General features: G+C 67.5%; 18 protein-coding genes. 9 read left to right on the forward strand and 9 right to left on the reverse strand.

Features of this window, described 5'->3' with window-relative positions:
• Positions 1-31: 31 nt before the first annotated feature.
• The 3 genes from mctP to WS51_RS22095 form a co-directional block, all read right to left on the reverse strand.
• Entirely contained in the window at positions 32-1,582 is a 1,551-nt protein-coding gene (gene mctP, locus WS51_RS22085; RefSeq protein ID WP_059448658.1) for a monocarboxylate uptake permease MctP, read from the reverse strand.
• The gene (locus WS51_RS22090) at positions 1,579-1,821 is read right to left on the reverse strand and encodes a DUF3311 domain-containing protein (RefSeq protein WP_059448657.1); all 243 of its coding nucleotides are present in this window, start codon (positions 1,819-1,821) and stop codon (positions 1,579-1,581) included. The genes mctP and WS51_RS22090 overlap by 4 nt, the downstream gene beginning before the upstream one ends.
• Before the next feature lie 199 nt (positions 1,822-2,020).
• On the reverse strand, positions 2,021-2,938 hold the full coding sequence (locus WS51_RS22095; protein WP_059448656.1) for a class I SAM-dependent methyltransferase: 918 nt from the start codon (positions 2,936-2,938) through the stop codon (positions 2,021-2,023).
• Between the two features lie 156 nt (positions 2,939-3,094).
• Between WS51_RS22095 and WS51_RS22100 the strand changes: the two genes are divergently transcribed.
• Positions 3,095-3,349: a hypothetical protein gene (locus WS51_RS22100; protein ID WP_059502703.1), complete on the forward strand. Its 255-nt coding sequence runs from the start codon at positions 3,095-3,097 to the stop codon at positions 3,347-3,349.
• A gap of 48 nt (positions 3,350-3,397) precedes the next feature.
• Here WS51_RS22100 and WS51_RS22105 read toward each other — a convergent pair whose 3' ends face one another.
• From WS51_RS22105 to WS51_RS22120, 4 genes are all read right to left on the reverse strand, one after another.
• Positions 3,398-3,874, reverse strand: coding sequence for a DNA-deoxyinosine glycosylase (locus tag WS51_RS22105; RefSeq protein WP_069229779.1), 477 nt, complete (start codon positions 3,872-3,874; stop codon positions 3,398-3,400).
• Positions 3,874-4,470: a chorismate--pyruvate lyase family protein gene (locus WS51_RS22110; RefSeq protein WP_059689448.1), complete on the reverse strand. Its 597-nt coding sequence runs from the start codon at positions 4,468-4,470 to the stop codon at positions 3,874-3,876. Before WS51_RS22110 ends, WS51_RS22105 begins: the two co-directional genes overlap by 1 nt.
• Positions 4,471-4,478: 8 nt before the next feature.
• A complete protein-coding gene (htpG, locus tag WS51_RS22115) occupies positions 4,479-6,377 on the reverse strand; it encodes a molecular chaperone HtpG (protein ID WP_059502705.1) in 1,899 nt (632 codons plus the stop codon).
• Between the two features lie 297 nt (positions 6,378-6,674).
• The gene (locus tag WS51_RS22120; protein WP_059502707.1) at positions 6,675-8,153 is read right to left on the reverse strand and encodes an aminotransferase-like domain-containing protein; all 1,479 of its coding nucleotides are present in this window, start codon (positions 8,151-8,153) and stop codon (positions 6,675-6,677) included.
• Positions 8,154-8,383: 230 nt separating this feature from the next.
• On the opposite strand from WS51_RS22120, the gene WS51_RS22125 reads away from it, so the two are divergent.
• The 7 genes from WS51_RS22125 to WS51_RS22155 all read left to right on the forward strand — a co-directional run bounded on the left by WS51_RS22125 (position 8,384) and on the right by WS51_RS22155 (position 16,752).
• On the forward strand, positions 8,384-9,076 hold the full coding sequence (locus WS51_RS22125; protein ID WP_069229780.1) for a VOC family protein: 693 nt from the start codon (positions 8,384-8,386) through the stop codon (positions 9,074-9,076).
• A 54-nt stretch (positions 9,077-9,130) separates the two neighbouring features.
• Positions 9,131-10,039: a DMT family transporter gene (locus tag WS51_RS22130; protein WP_059950079.1), complete on the forward strand. Its 909-nt coding sequence runs from the start codon at positions 9,131-9,133 to the stop codon at positions 10,037-10,039.
• Between the two features lie 152 nt (positions 10,040-10,191).
• Positions 10,192-11,373, forward strand: a complete 1,182-nt coding sequence (locus tag WS51_RS22135) for an aminotransferase-like domain-containing protein (protein ID WP_059448648.1) — start codon at positions 10,192-10,194, stop codon at positions 11,371-11,373.
• A 42-nt stretch (positions 11,374-11,415) separates the two neighbouring features.
• Entirely contained in the window at positions 11,416-11,874 is a 459-nt protein-coding gene (locus WS51_RS22140; protein WP_034208050.1) for a RidA family protein, read from the forward strand.
• Between the two features lie 13 nt (positions 11,875-11,887).
• A complete protein-coding gene (locus tag WS51_RS22145) occupies positions 11,888-12,769 on the forward strand; it encodes a PhzF family phenazine biosynthesis protein (RefSeq protein WP_069229781.1) in 882 nt (293 codons plus the stop codon).
• A gap of 218 nt (positions 12,770-12,987) precedes the next feature.
• The gene (locus WS51_RS22150) at positions 12,988-15,327 is read left to right on the forward strand and encodes a bifunctional diguanylate cyclase/phosphodiesterase (protein WP_059448646.1); all 2,340 of its coding nucleotides are present in this window, start codon (positions 12,988-12,990) and stop codon (positions 15,325-15,327) included.
• Between the two features lie 210 nt (positions 15,328-15,537).
• The gene (locus WS51_RS22155; protein WP_059502715.1) at positions 15,538-16,752 is read left to right on the forward strand and encodes a chromate transporter; all 1,215 of its coding nucleotides are present in this window, start codon (positions 15,538-15,540) and stop codon (positions 16,750-16,752) included.
• A gap of 36 nt (positions 16,753-16,788) precedes the next feature.
• Here the strand turns inward: WS51_RS22155 and WS51_RS22160 are convergent, their stop codons facing one another.
• Positions 16,789-17,235 carry a multidrug/biocide efflux PACE transporter gene (locus WS51_RS22160; protein WP_059547095.1) on the reverse strand — a complete coding sequence of 149 codons (447 nt, stop codon included), beginning with the start codon at positions 17,233-17,235 and terminating at the stop codon, positions 16,789-16,791.
• A gap of 111 nt (positions 17,236-17,346) precedes the next feature.
• On the opposite strand from WS51_RS22160, the gene WS51_RS22165 reads away from it, so the two are divergent.
• Positions 17,347-18,231 carry a LysR family transcriptional regulator gene (locus WS51_RS22165; RefSeq protein ID WP_069229782.1) on the forward strand — a complete coding sequence of 295 codons (885 nt, stop codon included), beginning with the start codon at positions 17,347-17,349 and terminating at the stop codon, positions 18,229-18,231.
• Positions 18,232-18,292: 61 nt separating this feature from the next.
• On the opposite strand, the gene WS51_RS22170 is transcribed toward WS51_RS22165, so the two are convergent.
• Complete coding sequence (locus WS51_RS22170) at positions 18,293-18,751, reverse strand: CopD family protein (RefSeq protein WP_059448642.1); 459 nt, start codon at positions 18,749-18,751, stop codon at positions 18,293-18,295.
• Positions 18,752-18,986 lie beyond the last annotated feature (235 nt).

Raw genomic sequence — 18,986 nt, forward strand, 5'->3', positions numbered from 1 at the left:
GCAGCAGGCGGCATACCGCCGCGCCGCCCGTTCAGCTCTCGACGACGTCGAGGTAATCCTCCGGCCGCGTGCGGTCCTCCGCATGCGCCATGCCGATCGCGCGCACCAGCACGCTTACCACCACCGACACCACGAGATTCACGACCAGCGACCATACGGCCGCATAGCCGGGAATGGCGAGGCCGAACAGGTGGATCGTGAAGATCGAGCTCGCGAGCTTCAGCGACACCGCCATCCACGTGCCGCACACGATGCCTGCCGCCCAGCCGGCCAGCAGGCCGCGATGATCGAGCAGCCGCGTGTACAGGCCGAGCACGATCGCGGGCAGCGTCTGGATGATCCAGATCCCGCCGAGCAGCTGCAGCTGGATCGCGTAAGTCAGCGGCAGCCCGAGGATGAACGCCACCGCGCCGACCTTCACGATCAGCGACACGAGCTTCGCGACGTGCGTCTCCTGGTCGTGCGTCATGTTGCGGTTCACGAACTCGCGATGGATGTTGCGCGTGTACAGGTTCGCGGCCGCGATCGACATGATCGCCGCCGGCACCAGCGCACCGATGCCGATCGCCGCGAACGCGACGCCGACGAACCACGACGGGAAATACTCGAGGAACAGCGCGGGCACCGCGAAGTTCGGGCCGAACGCCTTGAAGTACGGCACGTACTGCGGCATGTCCTTCACGCCGGACGCGAGCGCCATGTAGCCGAGCAGCGCGAGCAGGCCGAGCACGAACGAGTACGCGGGCAGCATCGCCATGTTGCGGCGGATCGAGTTGCCCGACGCCGACGACAGGATCGCCGTGACCGAGTGCGGATACAGGAACAGCGCGAGCGCGGAGCCGATCGCGAGCGTCGCGTAAGCGCTGTAGCCGTTCAGGCTCGCCGCGTCGGGCGCCTTCAGCAGCAGCTTCGCCGGCGGCACCGACGCGAAGATGTGCCCGAAGCCGCCAAGCTTCGCCGGAATCACGATGACCGCGGCGGCAATCGTGATGTAGATCAGGACGTCCTTCACGATCGCGATCATCGCGGGCGCGCGCAGCCCCGACGTATACGTGTAGGCGGCGAGGATCGCGAACGCGATGATGAGCGGCAGGTCGCCGACGAAGCCCGTCGTGTCGAAGCCGAGCGCACCGATCACGACTTCGATGCCGACGAGTTGCAGCGCGATGTACGGCATCGTCGCGAGGATGCCCGTCACCGCGATCGCGAGCGCGAGCATGCGGCTGCCGTACCGCGCGTTCACGAAGTCGGCGGCGGTCACGTAGCCGTGCCGCTTCGCGATGCTCCACAGCTTCGGGAACACGACGAACGCGAACGGGTAGATCAGGATCGTGTACGGCAACGCGAAGAAGCCCATCGCACCGGCGCCGAACACGAGCGCGGGAACCGCGACGAACGTATACGCCGTATAGAGGTCGCCGCCGAGCAGGAACCACGTGACGATCGTGCCGAAGCGGCGTCCGCCGAGACCCCATTCGTCGAGATGGGCGAGATCGCCGCGCCGCCAGTTCGCGGCCAGGAAGCCGAGGATCGTGACGCCGATGAAGAGCAGGACGAAGACGAAGGTGGCGCCGAGGTTCATCGCGCACCTCCTTGCGGGCCGCTCGCCTTCCACGCGTTCTTGGTCTTGAAATACACGAACGCGGTGATCACCGCGCTAATGAACACCCACAGCAACTGGTACCAGTAGAAGAACGGAAAACCCAACCATTGCGGTTCGATCTTGCTGTACGACGGCACCCAGACCATCGCGATCAGCGGCAGCACCAGCAGCCAGAGCCAGCGCTTGGCGGCCCGGCTGGCGTCGGCATCGTGAGCCATGACGTCTCCTCATCTTTCCCGGTTATCGATCTTGTCAAGCGGGTACGGCGGCGAGAGGAGGGGCAAAACGGGTAAGCTGCGGCTCCCCTGGCTTCGCGCCAGTATAGGAGCCGCGAGCGAGCGGTCAAGCAGGGGCGAACCCGAGGTGATCCGCCCCCAGGTCCAGCGGTTGCACCGGCATGCGGCCGGTGCATGAGCGTCAGATCGCGAACGAGGATTCGCGTGCGCCGATCGTTTCTTTCAAAGCTTTCACCCATTTGCGCGCGGGCAGCTTCAGCGTGTCCTCGATCAGTTTCGCGCGGGCTTCGAGCTGCGCGAACGATACGTCGAGCGCGGGGCCCGAGAACGCGATCGCGATCCGGTTGCCATCGTGCACTTCCGGCAGCGCGATCACGCGATGGTCGAACGCCGCGTTCAGATGCTTCATGTTGCGCACGAAGCTCGGATGGTCGCCGAACAGGTTGATCGTCGCGATGCCCGCGTCGGCAAGACAGCCGCGCACCGCGCGGTAGAACGCGACGCTGTCGAGCACCGGGCCGCGCGCGGTCGCGTCGTACAGGTCGATCTGCAGTGCGCCCGTCGTGCCGCGGTTGGCCGGGTCGTTGACGAAATCCCATGCGTCGGCTTCGTGCACGACGAGGCGTGCATCGTCGGGCGGCAGCGCGAACATCGTGCGGGCAGCAACGATCACGGCCGGGTTCAATTCGACGGCTTCGACCTTCGCGTGCGGCAGGAAACGGTGCGAGAACTTCGTCAGCGCGCCGGTGCCGAGCCCGAGCTGGACGATTCGCGCGGGCGTTTCGAGGAACAGCAGCCATGCCATCATCTGCTGCGCGTATTCGAGCTCGATGTGCAGCGGCTTCGAGATCCGCATCGCACCCTGCACCCATTCGGTACCGAAGTGCAGGAAACGCACGCCGCGCTCTTCCGAGAACGTGACGGGCGCGAAGCGCGGCTTGCGCGGCGCGTCGAGGACGGGCACGTCGTCGTGTTCGTCGATCTCCGGGCGGCGCTTCACGCGCGGCGGCTGGAGCTTTTCGGAGCCGTTGTAGGCGGACGGCTTGCGTTGCTTGAACGCGCGCGCCTCGGCGGACGCGCGCTTGATCAGTCGGGTCATGATTGAATCTCGCTGGGTGACGCTGGATGAGCGGACGAGAGGATAGCATTGGTGCGGGATGGCGGCCGCGCCGCATACCCTGCCCTTCTCTGCACTGCACTGCATGACTTCGAAACCGGTTCGCGCTACGCTGCACGCGTGATCGAAGGAGGACGCATGAACTCGAACGGCAAACGGATCTGGTTTCCGGCGAAGCGCTACGGTTGGGGATGGGGATTGCCGGTGGCGTGGCAGGGCTGGGTCGTGCTGTTGTTGTTCGCGATCGGGATCATCGCGAGCGCGTGGCTGGTGCCGCCCAACCGGTCGCCGATTGCGTACGGCGCCTGCATCGTGGTGATGGTCGCGCTGTTGACTGCCGTTTGCTGGATCAAGGGCGAAAAGCCCGGGTGGAGATGGGGCAAGGACGACTGAGCGCCGGCGCGGCGTTCGCGCGCGACCGGAGAGCGGTCGGGATCGCCGTCAGTCGCGAATTGCCCGCCAGTGCACCAGCTTCTGCTCGAACGACAGCATCGCATTCGCCGGGCTCGACGACGGCAGCACGAGCGTGTCGTATCCGGCCTGGCCGATCACGTCGGCAAACCGCCCTGCCGTCTTGCCGTTGAAACACACTTTCCTCAGCAACGGCGCATGCTCGCGCAACGATGCAAAGTCGTTCGGCTTCGCATTGCGGATCGCCGAATCGAGACTGCCTTGTCGATGGCACGCATCGAGGACGTCCCAGATGCCGATGCCGTGCGAAAGCACGCGCTCGAGCCGCGCGTCGTACTCGAGCTCGTGCAGCCCCGGCTCGCCGAGCACCGCGCCGAGCAACCGCCAGAACTGATTGCGCGGATGCGCGTAGTACTGCGCGGCATCGAGCGACGCCTCGCCCGGAAAGCTGCCGAGAATCATCGTATGCGTGTGCGGCCCGACGACGGGCGGAAAGCCTCGCAGCATCACGCCGCTCCGCGCGGCCCGGCCGATCGCGGCCCGTCGCCGTGCGCATCGAGATGGCGCCACAGCGCAGGCAACATGCACTCGGTGACCATCAACGGCTTGCCGTGGCGCTGGAACACCGAGCGCCGCGCGGCGAACGCATGCGGCGCCCGCGCGCCCTGCAACGCATGGCTCGCGAGCGCATACAGCGGATGACCGGCGATCACGCGCCGGCTGACGAGCGTCGAGCGCTCGACCTGAGGATCGCTGTACAGCAGCTCCGCGAGCGGCCGCGTGCGCAACCGCCGCATCGCCTGCCATACACCCTTGCTGGCCGCGAGCGGCGCGATGCTGTGCGCGGCGACGTACGGCATGCCGTCGACCGACAGGATCACCTCGCGCACCCACATCGGCGCGCGCGGCGCACTGTCGAGCGCATCGGGTTCGTCGAACCACGGGCAATCGACGGCCTCGCGCGTCACGCGCACGCTCACGCTGCCGAGCCGCGCCAGATGCGCGGTCAGCGAACCGCCGCGCGTCAGCCAGTCGCGCTGATCGAGCGTGCAGCCGGGCCGGGGCGTTTCGCGCCAGCCCGCCCGTGCGCCGTCGAATCGCATCCGCGCGCTCACGCGGCGCGCGACAGCAGCAGCGCGTTGGTCCGCTTCACGAAGCTCGCCGGATCGTCGAGCATCCCGCCTTCGGCCAGCAGCGCCTGGTCAAACAGCAGGTGGCACCAGTCGCCGAAATCGGCGCTTTCGGTGTTCAGCTGCTTCACGAGCGCATGCTCCGGGTTGATCTCGAGGATCGGCTGCATCGCCGGCGCGTTCTGGCCGGCCGCCTTCAGCATCCGCTGCAGGTAGCCGCTCATGTCGTTGTCGTCCGCAACGAGGCACGAAGGCGAGTCGGTCAGGCGGAACGTGACGCGCACTTCCTTCACCTTGTCGCCGAGCGCTTCCTTCATCTTCTCGACGACCGGCTTGATCGCCTCGCCAGCCTGCTCCTGCGCCTTCTTTTCCTCGTCGTTGAGCGCGCCGAGGTCGAGATCGCCGCGGGCCACGCTCGCGAGCGGCTTGCCGTCGAATTCGTGCAGGAACGACAGCATCCATTCGTCGACGCGATCGGTCAGCAGCAGCACCTCGACGCCCTTCTTGCGGAACACTTCCAGGTGCGGGCTGTTCTTCGCGGCCTGCCACGTATCGGCGGTCACGTAGTAGATCTTGCTCTGCTCGGGCTTCATGCGCGACACGTAGTCGGCAAGCGACACGTCCTGCGCGTCGGTGTCGCCGTGCGTCGATGCGAAGCGCAGCAGCTTCGCGATACGCTCGCGGTTCGCGTGATCCTCGCCCACGCCTTCCTTCAGCACCTGGCCGAACGCGCTCCAGAACGTCTTGTACTTCTCCTTGCCGGCGTCGTCTTCCGCATTCGCGAGTTCCTCGAGCATCGACAGCGCGCGCTTCGTCACGCCTTCGCGGATCGCCTTCACGTCGCGGCTTTCCTGCAGGATTTCACGCGACACGTTCAGCGGCAGGTCGGCCGAATCGACGACGCCCTTCACGAAGCGCAGGTATTGCGGCAGCAGCTGCTCGGCGTCGTCCATGATGAACACGCGCTTCACGTACAGCTTCAGGCCGCCGCGGTAATCGCGGTTCCACAGGTCGAACGGCGCGCGCGCCGGCACGAACAGCAGCTGCGTGTATTCGCTGCGGCCCTCGACGCGGTTGTGCGTCCAAGTGAGCGGATCCTGATGATCGTGCGCGATATGCTGGTAGAACTGCGTGTACTGCTCGTCGGTGACGTCGCTCTTCGAACGCGTCCAGAGCGCGCTCGCCTGGTTGACGGTCTCGTCCTCGTCCTTCAGGACCATCTCGCCCTTTTCCTGATCCCACTCTTCCTTCTTCATCAGGATCGGCAGCGCGATGTGGTCGGAATACTTCTGGATGATCGACTTCAGGCGGTGCGACGACAGCAGTTCGTCCTCGCCTTCGCGCAGGTGCAGCGTGATCGTCGTGCCGCGCTGCGCGCGCTCGATCGCGTCGATCGTGAAATCGCCCTCGCCCGCGCTTTCCCAGCGCACGGCTTCGTTCGCCGGCAGGCCGGCGCGGCGCGTCTCGACGGTGATCTTGTCCGCGACGATGAAACCCGAGTAGAAGCCGACGCCGAACTGGCCGATCAGCGCCGCGTCCTTCTGCTGGTCGCCGGACAGCTTCGTGAAGAATTCCTTGGTGCCCGAACGCGCGATCGTGCCGAGGTTCGCGATCGCCTCGTCGCGGCTCATGCCGATGCCGTTGTCGTCGATCGTGATCGTGCGCGCGGCCTTGTCGAAACCGATGCGAATGCGCAGGTTCGGATCGTTCTCGTACAGCGCGTTGTCCGCGAGCGCTTCGAAACGCAGCTTGTCGGCAGCGTCGGACGCGTTCGACACCAGTTCGCGCAGGAAGATTTCCTTGTTGCTGTAGAGCGAATGAATCATCAGGTGGAGGAGTTGCTTGACCTCTGCCTGAAAGCTCATCGTTTCGTGTGCCATGGATGCTGTTTCCTCTTACTTGAATGGTGTAACCCCCGGCACCCGGCGCACGATGCCGGGGCCGACCGGTTGTTGCCGCCATCTGGGGGCGGCCGGCTGGATTTCAAGGGCCCGGCCGTGTGCTTCGGCGCCTTGTCCGGATGCACGTGTGGGCCGGGTCGCGAATTAGCGCTTTTACCGCGCGAATTTCGGACCGATCCAATGTTCGCGCCGCTTTCAATTCGCTGAAATGGCGTATCGCTTCCCGGATCGAAAACGAAACGATTTCATGCAGCTTCGAGGCTGATGATCAGCGCGTCAGCCCGTCAGCCCGGATCCGCCTGCGCGCCGCGCCGCCGACTCGATATAGCGCGCGAGAAACCCGGGCAGCGCCGGATCGCCGCAGTTCGCGACGTTGAAGCGCGTCCATGTCGACGGCGACTGCTGCGGCGAGAACAGGCTCCCCGGCGTCAGCAGGAACCCTTCCTCGTGCGCGGCGGCCGCGAGCGCGTCGGAATCGACGCCCGTGTCGGCCCACAGGAACATCCCCGCCGCCGGCATCGTGAAGAGCCGCAACCCGGTACGCTCGAGCATCCGCGCGGTCTTGTCGCGCACGCCGTCGAGCCGCGCGCGCAGCCGCTCCACGTGGCGCCGGTAATGCCCTTCGGTCAGGATCTTGTACAGCACGCGCTCGTTGAGCTCCGGCGTCGTCATCCCGACCAGCATCTTCTGGTCGGTGACGGCCTTCGCGATCTCCGGTGCGCACGCGACATAGCCGACCCGCAAATTCGCCGCGAGCGTCTTCGAATAGCTGCCGAGGTAGATCACGCGCTTCAACTGGTCGAGGCTCGCCAGTCGCGTGGCCGGATAGCTCGGCGGGCACAGGTCGCCGTACACGTCGTCCTCGACGACGAGGAAATCGTACGCCTCGGCGAGCTTCAGGATCCGGAACGCCTGCGCGGCCGACAGCGACGTGCCGGTCGGGTTCTGCAGCACCGAATTGATCACGAGCATCTTCGGCCGCCACATCTGCACGAGCGTCTCCAGCGCGTCGAGATCGGGGCCGTCGGGCGTATACGGCATGCCGACCAGTTGCGCACCCTGCGACGCGAAGCGCCCGAACATCTGGAACCACGCGGGATCGCCGACGATCACCGCATCGCCGGGCCGCACATAGATCCGGGCGATCAGATCGATCGCCTGCGTGATGCCCGACACCAGCACGAGCTGCTCGGGCTTCGCGCCGATCTCGACTTCCGCGAGGCGCGTCTGCAATTGCTGGCGCAGCGGCAGGAAGCCCTGCGCGGTGCCGAAACCGAGCATCTGCGCGCCGGACTGGCGCCCGAGCGCGCGCAGCGCGCCGGTGATCAGCTCGCCGTCCAGCCAGCGGCCCGGCAGATAGCCGAGGCCCGGCCCTTTTTCCGGGCTGACGGTGTGCAGCATGTTGCGCAGCAGCCAGACGACGTCGATCGTGTTGTGCACCGGCGCGGCCTCGGCCACGCGCACCACGTTGTCGGCCGGCTGCGGGCCGGTGGCCGTGCGCTCGCGCACGTAGAAGCCCGAGCCGCGCCGCGAATCGAGATAGCCCTGCGCGACGAGCCGTTCGTACGCTTCCACCACGGTAAAGCGCGACACGCTCTTGTCGAGCGCGAGCTTGCGGATCGACGGCATGCGCATGCCGGGCCGGAACACGCGTTCGTCGATGCGGCGCCGCGCCCACTGGACGAGCTGGTCGACGAGCGTGAGCGTGGCCGTATCGTGCGGCGCGGGAATCTGGGCGAGTGGGACGGTGGACATGGGCGGCGGCTCCAACTGTACCGAAGGCTATCGCGCCGATTGTACCGTTACTGTGCCGGTGGCGACGATTACAGTTCTCTGGAATGGCGATCGTGCGGCTGCCGTCGCGGCCTTGTCGCACGCGGTGCCGCGCCGCCCGGCCGAGATCGCGGCCCGGGCACCGGCCGGCTCCGTAACCGTCCGGCGCATCGCGCGCCCACCATGACACTTTCGCTTTCCGACCGACGTTCATGCCAGCCCGCTCCCTGACCCTCGACCATCTCGTGATCGCCGCACGCACGCTCGACGAAGGCGTGCGCCATGTCGCCGCTTCGCTCGGCATCGAACCGGCCGGCGGCGGCCGCCATCCGCTGATGCGCACCCATAACGCGCTGTTCGGCGCGTGGGGCGGGCTGTACCTCGAGGTGATCGCGATCGATCCCGATGCGAGCGCCACGGGCGGCGGCGCCGCGCCGCCGCGCGCGCGGCTGTTCGGCCTCGACGATCCGGCGATGCAGGCGCGGCTCGCGCAGGGCCCGTTTCTCGCGCACTGGGTCGCGCGCGTCGAGCGTCCGCGCCAGCTCGCGATGTGGCAAAGCCAGTACCCGGCGCGCATCGCGCCGGTCGTCGCGATGCGGCGCGGCGACCTGAGCTGGGGCCTCACGGTGCCCGACGACGGCGCGTTCCCGGCCTGGCAAGGCGCCGGTGACGGCCTCCTGCCGTCGCTGATCCAGTGGGACAGCCCGCGCCATCCGGCCGAATCGCTGCCGAACGACGGCGTCGCGCTCAAGGCGCTCAAGGGCGTCCATCCGCGTGCGGAGGTCATCCGCGAGCAGCTCGACTGGCTCGGTGCCGGCCATCTGCTCGACCTCGACAGCGGCGACGGCCCGCCGGCCCTCGTCGCCGAATTCGACACACCGCAGGGCGCACGCACGCTGCGCTGAGCGCCCCGCGGCCCCTCGATCAACTGAAACCCGCAATACGGAGACACCCCCTTCATGAATTCGCGCGAAACCCGGGGCATGCTGCTCGGCCTCATCGGCGTGATGATCTTCAGCCTCACGCTGCCGATGACGCGTATCGTCGTCTCCGAACTCAACCCGCTGCTGAACGGGCTCGGCCGCGCGCTCGCCGCGTCGGTGCCGGCTGGCCTGCTGCTGTGGTGGCGGCGCGAACGGCTGCCGACCCGCGCCCAGTTGAAAAGCCTCGCGATCGTTTCGGCCGGCGTGATCATCGCGTATCCGGTGTTCTCGGCCTGGGCGATGAAAACCGTGCCGGCCTCGCACGGCGCGGTCGTCAACGGGCTGCAGCCGCTGTTCGTCGCGCTGTACGCGGCGTGGCTGTCGCACGAACGGCCGTCGAAGGCGTTCTGGGCCAGCGCGGTGGCGGGCAGCGCGCTCGTGATCGCGTTCGCGCTGCGCGACGGCGGCGGCACGGTGCAGGCGGGCGACGCGCTGATGCTCGTCGCGGTCGGCATCGGCGCGCTCGGCTATGCGGAAGGCGCGCGCCTCGCGCGCCAGATCGGCGGCTGGCAAGTGATCTGCTGGGCGCTCGTCGTGTCCGCCCCGTTCCTCGTGCTGCCGGTCGGGTGGCTCGCATGGACGCAGCACGTCGCGCACCCCGCCCCGCTCGCGCTGCGCACGTGGCTCGCATTCGGCTACGTGACCCTTTTTTCGCAATTCATCGGTTTTTTCGCGTGGTACGCCGGGCTCGCGATGGGCGGCACCGCGCGCGTCGGCCAGGTGCAGCTGCTGCAGATCTTCTTCACGATCGCCTTTTCCGCGTTGCTGTTCGGCGAGACGGTGACGCCGTCGACGTGGCTGTTCGCGGCCGCCGTGATCGCGACCGTGATGCTCGGCCGGCGTTCGTCGGTGGCCACGGCCCCGCGCCCCGCTCGCGCCGGCTGATGAGGTGCGCCATAATGTCCGTTTTGCCTGAACGGTTTTGCCCACCCGGCCGCGACGGCCCGATCGCGCTCCCGCGCGCCCACCCGGCCGCGTCGACGCGACCAGCCCGATCGACCTTTCTTGACTGACCACGATATCCGAACGAGGAGACTATGAATCCGAGCGACCTGCATCCGCCGCACTGGCAGCTTTCCGAACGCGCCCGCAAGCTGACAAGCTCTGCGATCCGCGAGATCCTGAAGGTCACGGAACGCCCCGAGGTCATCTCGTTCGCAGGCGGCCTGCCCGCTCCCGCGACGTTCCCTGCCGAACGCATGCGGGCCGCGGCCGATCGCGTGCTGCGCGATGCGCCCGCCGCCGCGCTCCAGTACAGCGCGACCGAAGGCTATCTGCCGCTGCGCGAATGGATCGCCGAGCGCTACCGCGTGCGCGTGTCGCAGGTGCTGATCACGACCGGCTCGCAGCAGGCGCTCGACCTGCTCGGCAAGGCGCTGATCGATCCGGACAGCCCGATCCTCGTGGAAACCCCGACCTACCTCGGCGCGCTGCAGTCGTTCTCGCTGTACGAGCCGCGCTACGTGCAGGTGCCGACCGACGAGCAGGGCCTGCTGCCCGAAGGCCTCACGCCCGCGCTGACGCAGGGCGCGCGCCTGCTGTACGCGCAGCCGAACTTCCAGAACCCGACCGGCCGCCGCCTGCCCGTCGAGCGCCGCCGCGCGCTCGCCGCGTTCGCGCAGTCGAGCCCGTTCCCGGTGCTGGAAGACGACCCGTACGGCGCGCTGAACTACCAGGGCGAGCCGCTGCCGACGATGCTGTCGATGGCGCCCGACCACATCGTGCACCTCGGCACGTTCTCGAAGGTGCTCGCGCCGGGCCTGCGGATCGGCTACATCATTGCTCCCGAGGAGCTTCACTTCAAGCTCGTGCAGGCCAAGCAGGCCACCGACCTGCACACGCCGACGCTCACGCAGCGCATCGCGCACGAAGTGATCAAGGACGGCTTCCTCGACGAGCACATCCCGACGATCCGCCAGCTGTACGGCGCGCAGTGCGAAGCGATGCTCGCATCGCTCGCGCGCCACATGCCGGAAGGCGTCACGTGGAACCGCCCGGACGGCGGCATGTTCATCTGGGTGAACCTGCCCGCGCAGATCGACAGCATGAAGCTGCTCGAGGCGGCGGTCGCCAACCACGTCGCCTTCGTGCCGGGCGCGCCGTTCTTCGCGAACGACCCGCAGCAGAACACGCTGCGCCTGTCGTTCGTGACGGTGCCGCCGGAGAAGATCGAGGAAGGCGTCGCGCGCCTCGGCAAGCTGCTGCGCGAGCGTCTCTGATCCGTTTTTTCCTGTCACGACTCTCAACGAGGAATCGAACACATGGCTAACGTCTACGACAAACTGAAGTCGCTCGGCATCGAACTGCCGACCGCCGGCGCACCGGCCGCCGCCTACGTGATGAGCGCGCAAAGCGGCAACACGGTCTATCTGTCGGGCCACATCGCGAAGAAGGACGGCAAGGTCTGGGCCGGCAAGCTCGGCGCCGACCTGCAGACGGAAGACGGCAAGGCGGCCGCGCGCTCGATCGCGATCGACCTGCTCGCGACGCTGCACGCGCACACGGGCGACCTGAACAAGGTCACGCGCATCGTGAAGCTGATGAGCCTCGTCAACTCGACGCTCGACTTCACCGAACAGCACATCGTGACGAACGGCGCGTCGGAACTGATCGCCGAAGTGTTCGGCGATGCGGGCAAGCACGCGCGCTCGGCGTTCGGCGTCGCGCAGATTCCGCTCGGCGCATGCGTCGAGATCGAACTGATCGCCGAAGTCGCGTAACGCGCACATCGAGATGACCGGTCGTCTCGTCCGCTTCAAGCAGGTCGACGTCTTCACGTCGGTGCCGTTCAAGGGCAACCCGCTCGCCGTCGTGTTCGACGCCGATTCGCTCGGCGACGACGCGATGCTCGAGATCGCCCGCTGGACGAACCTGTCGGAAACGACGTTCGTCTGCACGCCGACCGATCCGGACGCCGACTACCGCGTGCGGATCTTCACGACGGCCGGTGAACTGCCGTTCGCCGGCCATCCGACGCTCGGCACCGCGCATGCGTTCCTCGAAAGCGGCGGGCGGCCACGCACGCCGGGCCGGCTGATCCAGCAGTGCGGGGTCGGCCGGGTCGCGCTGCGCGAGCAGGCCGGCAGCTGGGCGTTCGCCGCGCCGCCGGCCCGCGTCACGCCGCTCGACCGTTCGGACTACGCGGTGCTCGCCGCCGCGTTGCGCAGCGACGCGATCGACTTCGACGCCGAGCCGTGCGCGGTGGACAACGGTGCGCCGTGGCTGGTCGTGCGGCTGAAGTCGGCCGACGCGTGCATCGGCCTGTCGCCCGATCCGGCCGCGCTGGAGGCACTCACGCGCCGCTACGGCATGGACGGCCTCGCGGTCTACGCGCCGCACGTCGAAGGCGGCCCCGCGACGTTCGAAATCCGCTGCCTGATGGCGGGCGGCAATTTCGGCGTCGGCGAGGATCCGGTCACCGGCAGCGCGAACGCCGCGCTGGCCGGGCTGCTGACACGGCAGCAACGCCGCCCCGGCCCGTCGTACACGGCCCGCCAGGGAACGGCGATCGGCCGCGACGGCCGCATCGCCGTCAGCTATGACCAAGACGGCACCACGTGGATCGGCGGCCACGTCGTCACGGTCGTCGACGGCACCTTCCGTTCGCCCGTGTAACATTTCGCGATGTGCGATGGCGCCCGCCGGTCCGGCGCCCCTACGATTCGCCCAACTATCGCAAAAATGCGCCACCCAGTAATATCGGGCCTAATCCGTTGTTTCGGAGGTCTGTCCATGGTTGCGTGTCCCGCGAACGAACAGACGTCGGGACAACCCGAACCATAGCCGGCCATCCAGACGGATGGACGCACGCGAGCAGGACGCCGCCCTCTCTGATGAGCTCCGCCCGGTCAAACCACACGCCGCCGACCCGGCCGCTGCGCGCGCCGCGCAAGTCGCGCCGCCGCGCGCTGTTCGCGATCCCGCTGCTCGGGATGCTGGCGCTTGCGCTGCTGTGGGCGGTGATCGTCGCGCGGCTGTCGGTCGAAAAGGACAGCGCGTACAAGGAAGCGGCGGCCTCGGCGGCGATCCTGTCGTCGGCGCTCGAACAGCACACGGTCAAGGCGATCCACCAGGTCGACCAGATCACCCGCTTCGTCAAGTTCGAGTTCGAGAAGTCGCCCGCGCGCTTCAACCTCGCGAGCGCGGTCGAAAAAGGCGTCGTGCCGAGCGACACGCTGATCCAGGTTTCGCTCGTCAACGCGAAGGGCATCCTGTTCGCGAACACGGCCGAGCTCCATCCGAAGCCGATCAACCTGGCCGACCGCGAGCACTTCAAGGTCCACCTCGCGCACAACGACGATCGCCTGTACATCAGCAAGCCGGTGCTCGGCCGCGTGTCGAGCCACTGGACGCTGCAGATGACGCGGCGCCTGAACAACCCGGACGGCAGCTTCGCCGGCATCGTCGTGGTGTCGGAAGACCCGAGCTACTTCACGAACGACTTCTACAACAACGCGGCGATCGGCAAGGAAGGCGTGATCGCCGTGGTGTCCGACACGGGCGCCGTGCTCGCGCGGCGCACCGGCTCGCTCAACAACGCGCCCGGTGCATTCTCCGCATCGGGTGTCTACCCGATCGCCGAACGCGTGACGGGCACGATCATCGACCCGATCGACGGCGTGACGCGCATCGTGTCGTACCGCCACCTCGACGGCTACCCGCTCGCGGTGATGGTCGGGCTGTCGCAGTCCGAGGAATTCGCGGACTACTACCACACGCGCAACGTCTACCTGCTGATGACGAGCTTCATCACGCTCGCGATGCTTGCGTTCTTCGGCGTCGCGACCGGGCTGATCGGCAAGCTGCTCGGCCGCGAGCGCGAGATGACGCAGCTTGCCGAATACGACCTCCTCACCGGCCTCGCGAACCGCTACGCGACGCTGCGCGGGCTGCGCAACGACGTGTCGATGCCGGCCAGCCTGTCGCGGCTCGGCCTGCTGTTCATCGACCTCGACAACTTCAAGACCGTCAACGACACCCTCGGCCACAACGCCGGCGACATCGTGCTGCAGATGACCGCGTCGCGCCTGTCGGATGCCGTCGGCGACGAAGGGTCGCTCGCCCGGATCGGCGGCGACGAGTTCGTCGTCGTGATGAAGGGCGACGACGTCGAGCGGCGCGCGGTGCGGCTCGCGGAAGCGATCATCCGGATGTTCGCCGAGCCGTTCGACGTGCGCGGCAGTTCGTTCGTGCTGCACGCGAGCATCGGCATCGCGCTGCACACCGTCGCGAACGAAAGCGAGATCGACCTGCTGAAGAAGGCCGATCTCGCAATGTACAGCGCGAAGGACGCGGGCAAGAACTGCTACCAGTTCTACGCGCCGCACCTGTCGCATCGTGCCGACCACCTGATGCGCTGGGAACAGCAATTGCGCGTCGCGCTCGCCGAGGGACAGCTGTTCCTCGCCTACCAGCCGAAGATCGACCTGACGCACCGCACGATCACCGGCTTCGAGGCCCTCGCGCGCTGGGACCACCCCGAGCACGGGATCATCTCCGCGAACGAATTCATTTCGATTGCCGAATCGACCGGGCTGATCGTGCCGATCGGCGACTTCGTGATCCGCACCGCGTGCGAACAGATCGCGCGCTGGCGCGACGACGGCCACGACACGCTGACGCTCGCGGTCAACATCTCGCCGGTGCAATTCTGGCGCGGCGACCTGATCGAGACGATTTCGCAGGCGCTGCAGGACACCGGTATCGAGGCGAACCGGCTCGAAATCGAGATCACCGAGACCGCGATGATGGAATATCCGGAGCTCGTCTCCGAGAAGATCGTCGCGTTGAAGAAGCTCGGCATCCGCATTGCGCTCGACGATTTCGGCACCGGCTATTCGTCGCTGTCGTACCTGCACCGCTTCTCCGTCGATACGCTGAAGGTCGACCGCTCGTTCGTGCAGGCGATCCCGACCGATCGCAGCGTGTGCGTGATGGTGTCGTCGATCGTGCACCTCGCGCGCTCGCTCGGCCTGACGGTGGTCGTCGAAGGCACCGAAACCGAGGAGCAGATCGCATGGCTGTCCGCGCTCGGCGAAATCGAGGCGCAGGGCTTCCTCTTCTCCCGCCCCGTGCCGGCCGACGCGATCCCCGCGCTGATCGAGCGCTTCGGCGTGCGCGGCGATAGCCCGACCGCTCTCGCGCACCGCGCGACCGGGAGCACGGGCGTCTGAGCCCGCTGCCTGCTGCCCCCTGCCCGCACGGCGATGTTGCGCGGCACACCGATTATTTCGGTTTCCGATCCGGTTGTTTAGTCCATTAACTGGCGTTTTCGCGCATGGCACTGTCACGATGCCAGGCGGACAATCGGGAGGGCCATCGTGTCGGCAGGCCGCCGGCACGTTTCCATGCGCCACACCAGCCCCCGCGCCAACAGCATAGTCATGACAACCATCGAAGTCGAAGCGGCCGAACGTGTCGAACAGGCACAGGCATCCCTGTGGGCGTTGTTCAAGGTCGTCGCCGGCATTTCCGCCGTGTCGTGGGGCGGGCTTTCGATGATGGCGCAGCTCGAACGCCACTACGTCGAGCGCTTGCAGCGCATCGAGCCGCACGTATTCGCCGATCTCGTCGCGCTTGCATGGCTCGTGCCAGGGCCCGTCGGCTGCAATGTCGCCGTGCAGGTCGGCCAGACGCTGCACGGCCGCACCGGCGCATGGATCGCCGGGATCGCGAGCGTGCTGCCGTTTTCCGTGCTGATGACGCTGTTCGCGATCTTCTACCGCACGCCGATCGTGCGCTCGCTCGCCGCGCCGATGCTGATCAATCACTTCGGGATGGTGCTCGCCGCGCTGATCGGCGTCACGTGGGTCAGGCAATTGCGCACGCTCGCGAGCACGCGGCTCGAGCAGGCGATCGCCGCGCTATCGACGATTCTGCTCGCTTTCGCGCATAGTCCGGCCGCTTTCGTCGGGATTCTCTTCGCCGCGTTTGCAGCCGGCTGGCTGACCGGGCCGCCGCAACACGCCGCCGTCGATTTCACGCTGTCGAAACGCGATCGCAGCCTGCTGGTGCTGCTCGCCGTGCTCGTCGCGCTGTTCGCGCTTCCGTTGCCCGGCGACTACCAGGAAACGCTGCTGTGGCCGCGGCTCGCCGGTGCCGGCATGACGCTGTTCGGCGGCGGCTTCTCCGCGCTGCCCGTGCTCAAGACGCTGTTCGTGTCGCCGGCTACCGGCATCTCCGATCACGACTTCACGCTCGCATTCGCGCTGTCGCCGGTGTCGCCCGGCCCGCTGCTGAACGTCGTGCCGTTTCTCGGCTACCTGACCGCCGGCTGGACCGGCGCGCTGCTCGCCACCGCCGCGCTGTTCATTCCGTCGGGGTGTCTCGTCGTGTTCGCGCAGAACCACCTGTTCCGGCTCAAGCGCCATTCGCGCTTCGAGCACGGCATGCGCCTGCTGCGCGCGGCAACGACGGGTTTTCTCGTCGTCGCCGTCGTGAAGATCCTGCATCGCGAGCCGGCCGATCCCGTCTACTGGCTCACGGGCGCCTTTGCGACGCTGTGCTTCGCACGCTTCAAGGTGCCCGTGTACGCCGTCTACGGTGCGGTCGCGATCGCGTGCGGCGGGTGGCTGTTGTGGGCGGCCGTCGCGCACTGACGGCAGGCCAGCCCGCGAGCGCCGGCCGCGTGCCGCTCAGCCCGCGTGCACCGCGACGCGGCGCGCGACCCAGCGGGCCCGCAACGCGTCGTACGCGAGGTTGAAGCAGAACGTGTACGGCAGGAAGAACAGCACGATGCCGAGGTCCAGCAGCAGCGCCTCGACGAGGCTCACGTTCAGCCACCACGCGGCAACCGGCACCACCATCGCGACAAGGCCGAGCTCGAACGCGACCGCGTGCGCGATGCGCATCCCGAGCGTGCGCGTCAGGCCCGCGCGGCGCTCGAAACGGTCGAACAGCGTGTTGAACGTCATGTTCCACGCCATCGCGATCAGCGACACCATCACCGTCAGCACGCCGACGTGCGACACCGGCATGTCGAGCAGCCACGCGCCGATCGGCGCGCACAGCGCGATCGCCACCAGCTCGAACGCCAGCGCGTGAACGAGGCGTTCCGTCACCGTTTTGTTCATCTGTTTCATGGTTCCTCCGATTCGGTTGTGCAGCATATGCGGCGCATTTTGATCGGCGAAACGACGCAAATCCAGTTTGATATAATCGGTTTTTCCGATATAACGTCGTGAGATCCGCGCATGCACCACGCTCCCGAAGCCCTGCTCGCCTTCGCCGAAGCCGCGATGCTCGGCTCGTTTACGGCTGCCGCGCGCAAGCTCGGCAAGCGCCAGTCGACGGTGTCCGAAGCGATCGCGAACCTCGAGATCGATCTCGGCTTGCAGCTGTTCGACCGCTCGACGCGCACGCCGACGCTGACCGATGCCGGACGCGCGCTGCTGCCGCAGGTGCAGCGCGCACTGGAGGCCGGTGCGGCGATCGACCGCACCGCCGCGCGGCTCGCGCAAGGCGAGGAAGCACGGCTGACGCTCGTCGTGTCGGATACGTATCAGTCGAAGCGTTACGAGGAAACCCTGATGGCGCTCGAGCGGCGCTTTCCGGCGCTGGAACTCGAATGCCTGATCGCCGAACACGAGGACGTGCTCGACCTGATCCAGCAGGGCCGCGCACAGCTCGGGCTGATGGCCGCGCGCGCCGTCTACCCGCCCGATATCGGCGCGGCGACGGTGGCGGAGGAGTCGGAGATCGGCCTGTTCGTCGGGCGCACGCACGCGCTGGCGGCCTTCGGCGACGCCGACGTGCCGCACGGGGCACTACGCGACGCGCGCGAACTGCGCCTGAACACGTATGTGAAGCCGGAGAATCGCGGCGCCGACGACCGCATCGTCATCGGCACGCAGCGCTGGCTCGCGCCGAGCTATCTGATGCTGCTGGAGATGGCGGTGCTGGGATTCGGCTGGGCCGAGCTGCCGCGCTGGATGGTCGAGCACTTCGCGCGCGATCGTCTCTGCGAGTTGCGCTCGCGCGGCTGGCCGCGCCGCGTGCGAGTCGATGCGGTGTGGTCGCGCAACCGGCCGCTCGGCCCGGCCGGCGCGTGGCTGCTCGACGCGATGCTGGCGGCATAGCGGCATGGGCGTCGCGCAAGCGGCGGGCGCCGAACGGCGCCGCACCGTCACGCGTTCGCGTTCAGAAGCCGCGCGACAGCACGGCCGCGCCGATCGTCACGACGCCGAGCACGAGGTTGACGACCACGAGCAAGCGCACGGTGTTGACCGCGCGCGCGCCGTCGGGCCAGTTCTGCGCCTGCACCGCGCGGCGAATGCGCGGAAACAGCGCGAAACGGATGTGGCCGAAGATCAGCATCATCACGACACCGAGCCCGGCCATTGCATGCAGCGTCCACGTCGCGTGCGCGCCACCAAAAGCCGTGAGCAGGAAACCGCCGGACAGCAGGATCACGATCACCGACCCCGACACCCAGTTGAAGAACCGGCCGAACACGCCCTCGATCAGGGGCAGCCGCAGTTGCGGCGTCAGGTCGGACAGCGCCGGGCGCAGGCAGAAGTTCGCGAAAACCATCCCGCCCACCCACACGGCGACGGCCAGCAGATGAAGAAACAACGCGACGGCAACGGCGTGGGACATGGCGGCAATCCTGGTATGAGTTGAGTGCAACGAACAGCCGCGTCACGCGCGGTCTCGAGCGACGTTCGACCGGCGCGCCGCCGCGCGGTTCGGACCCTTGGCGGAATTTCACAATATTTTGCAAGTTCCGCGTGACGGCGCCACTCGCGCTTACCTGAATGCGTCGCGCAAAAAGCAACGGCCGCACGTCCGCCGAAGCGGAGGTGCGACCGTCGATGCCGGTCGAACCGGCCAA

Source organism: Burkholderia territorii (genome assembly GCF_001718335.1).
Taxonomy (GTDB): domain Bacteria; phylum Pseudomonadota; class Gammaproteobacteria; order Burkholderiales; family Burkholderiaceae; genus Burkholderia; species Burkholderia territorii.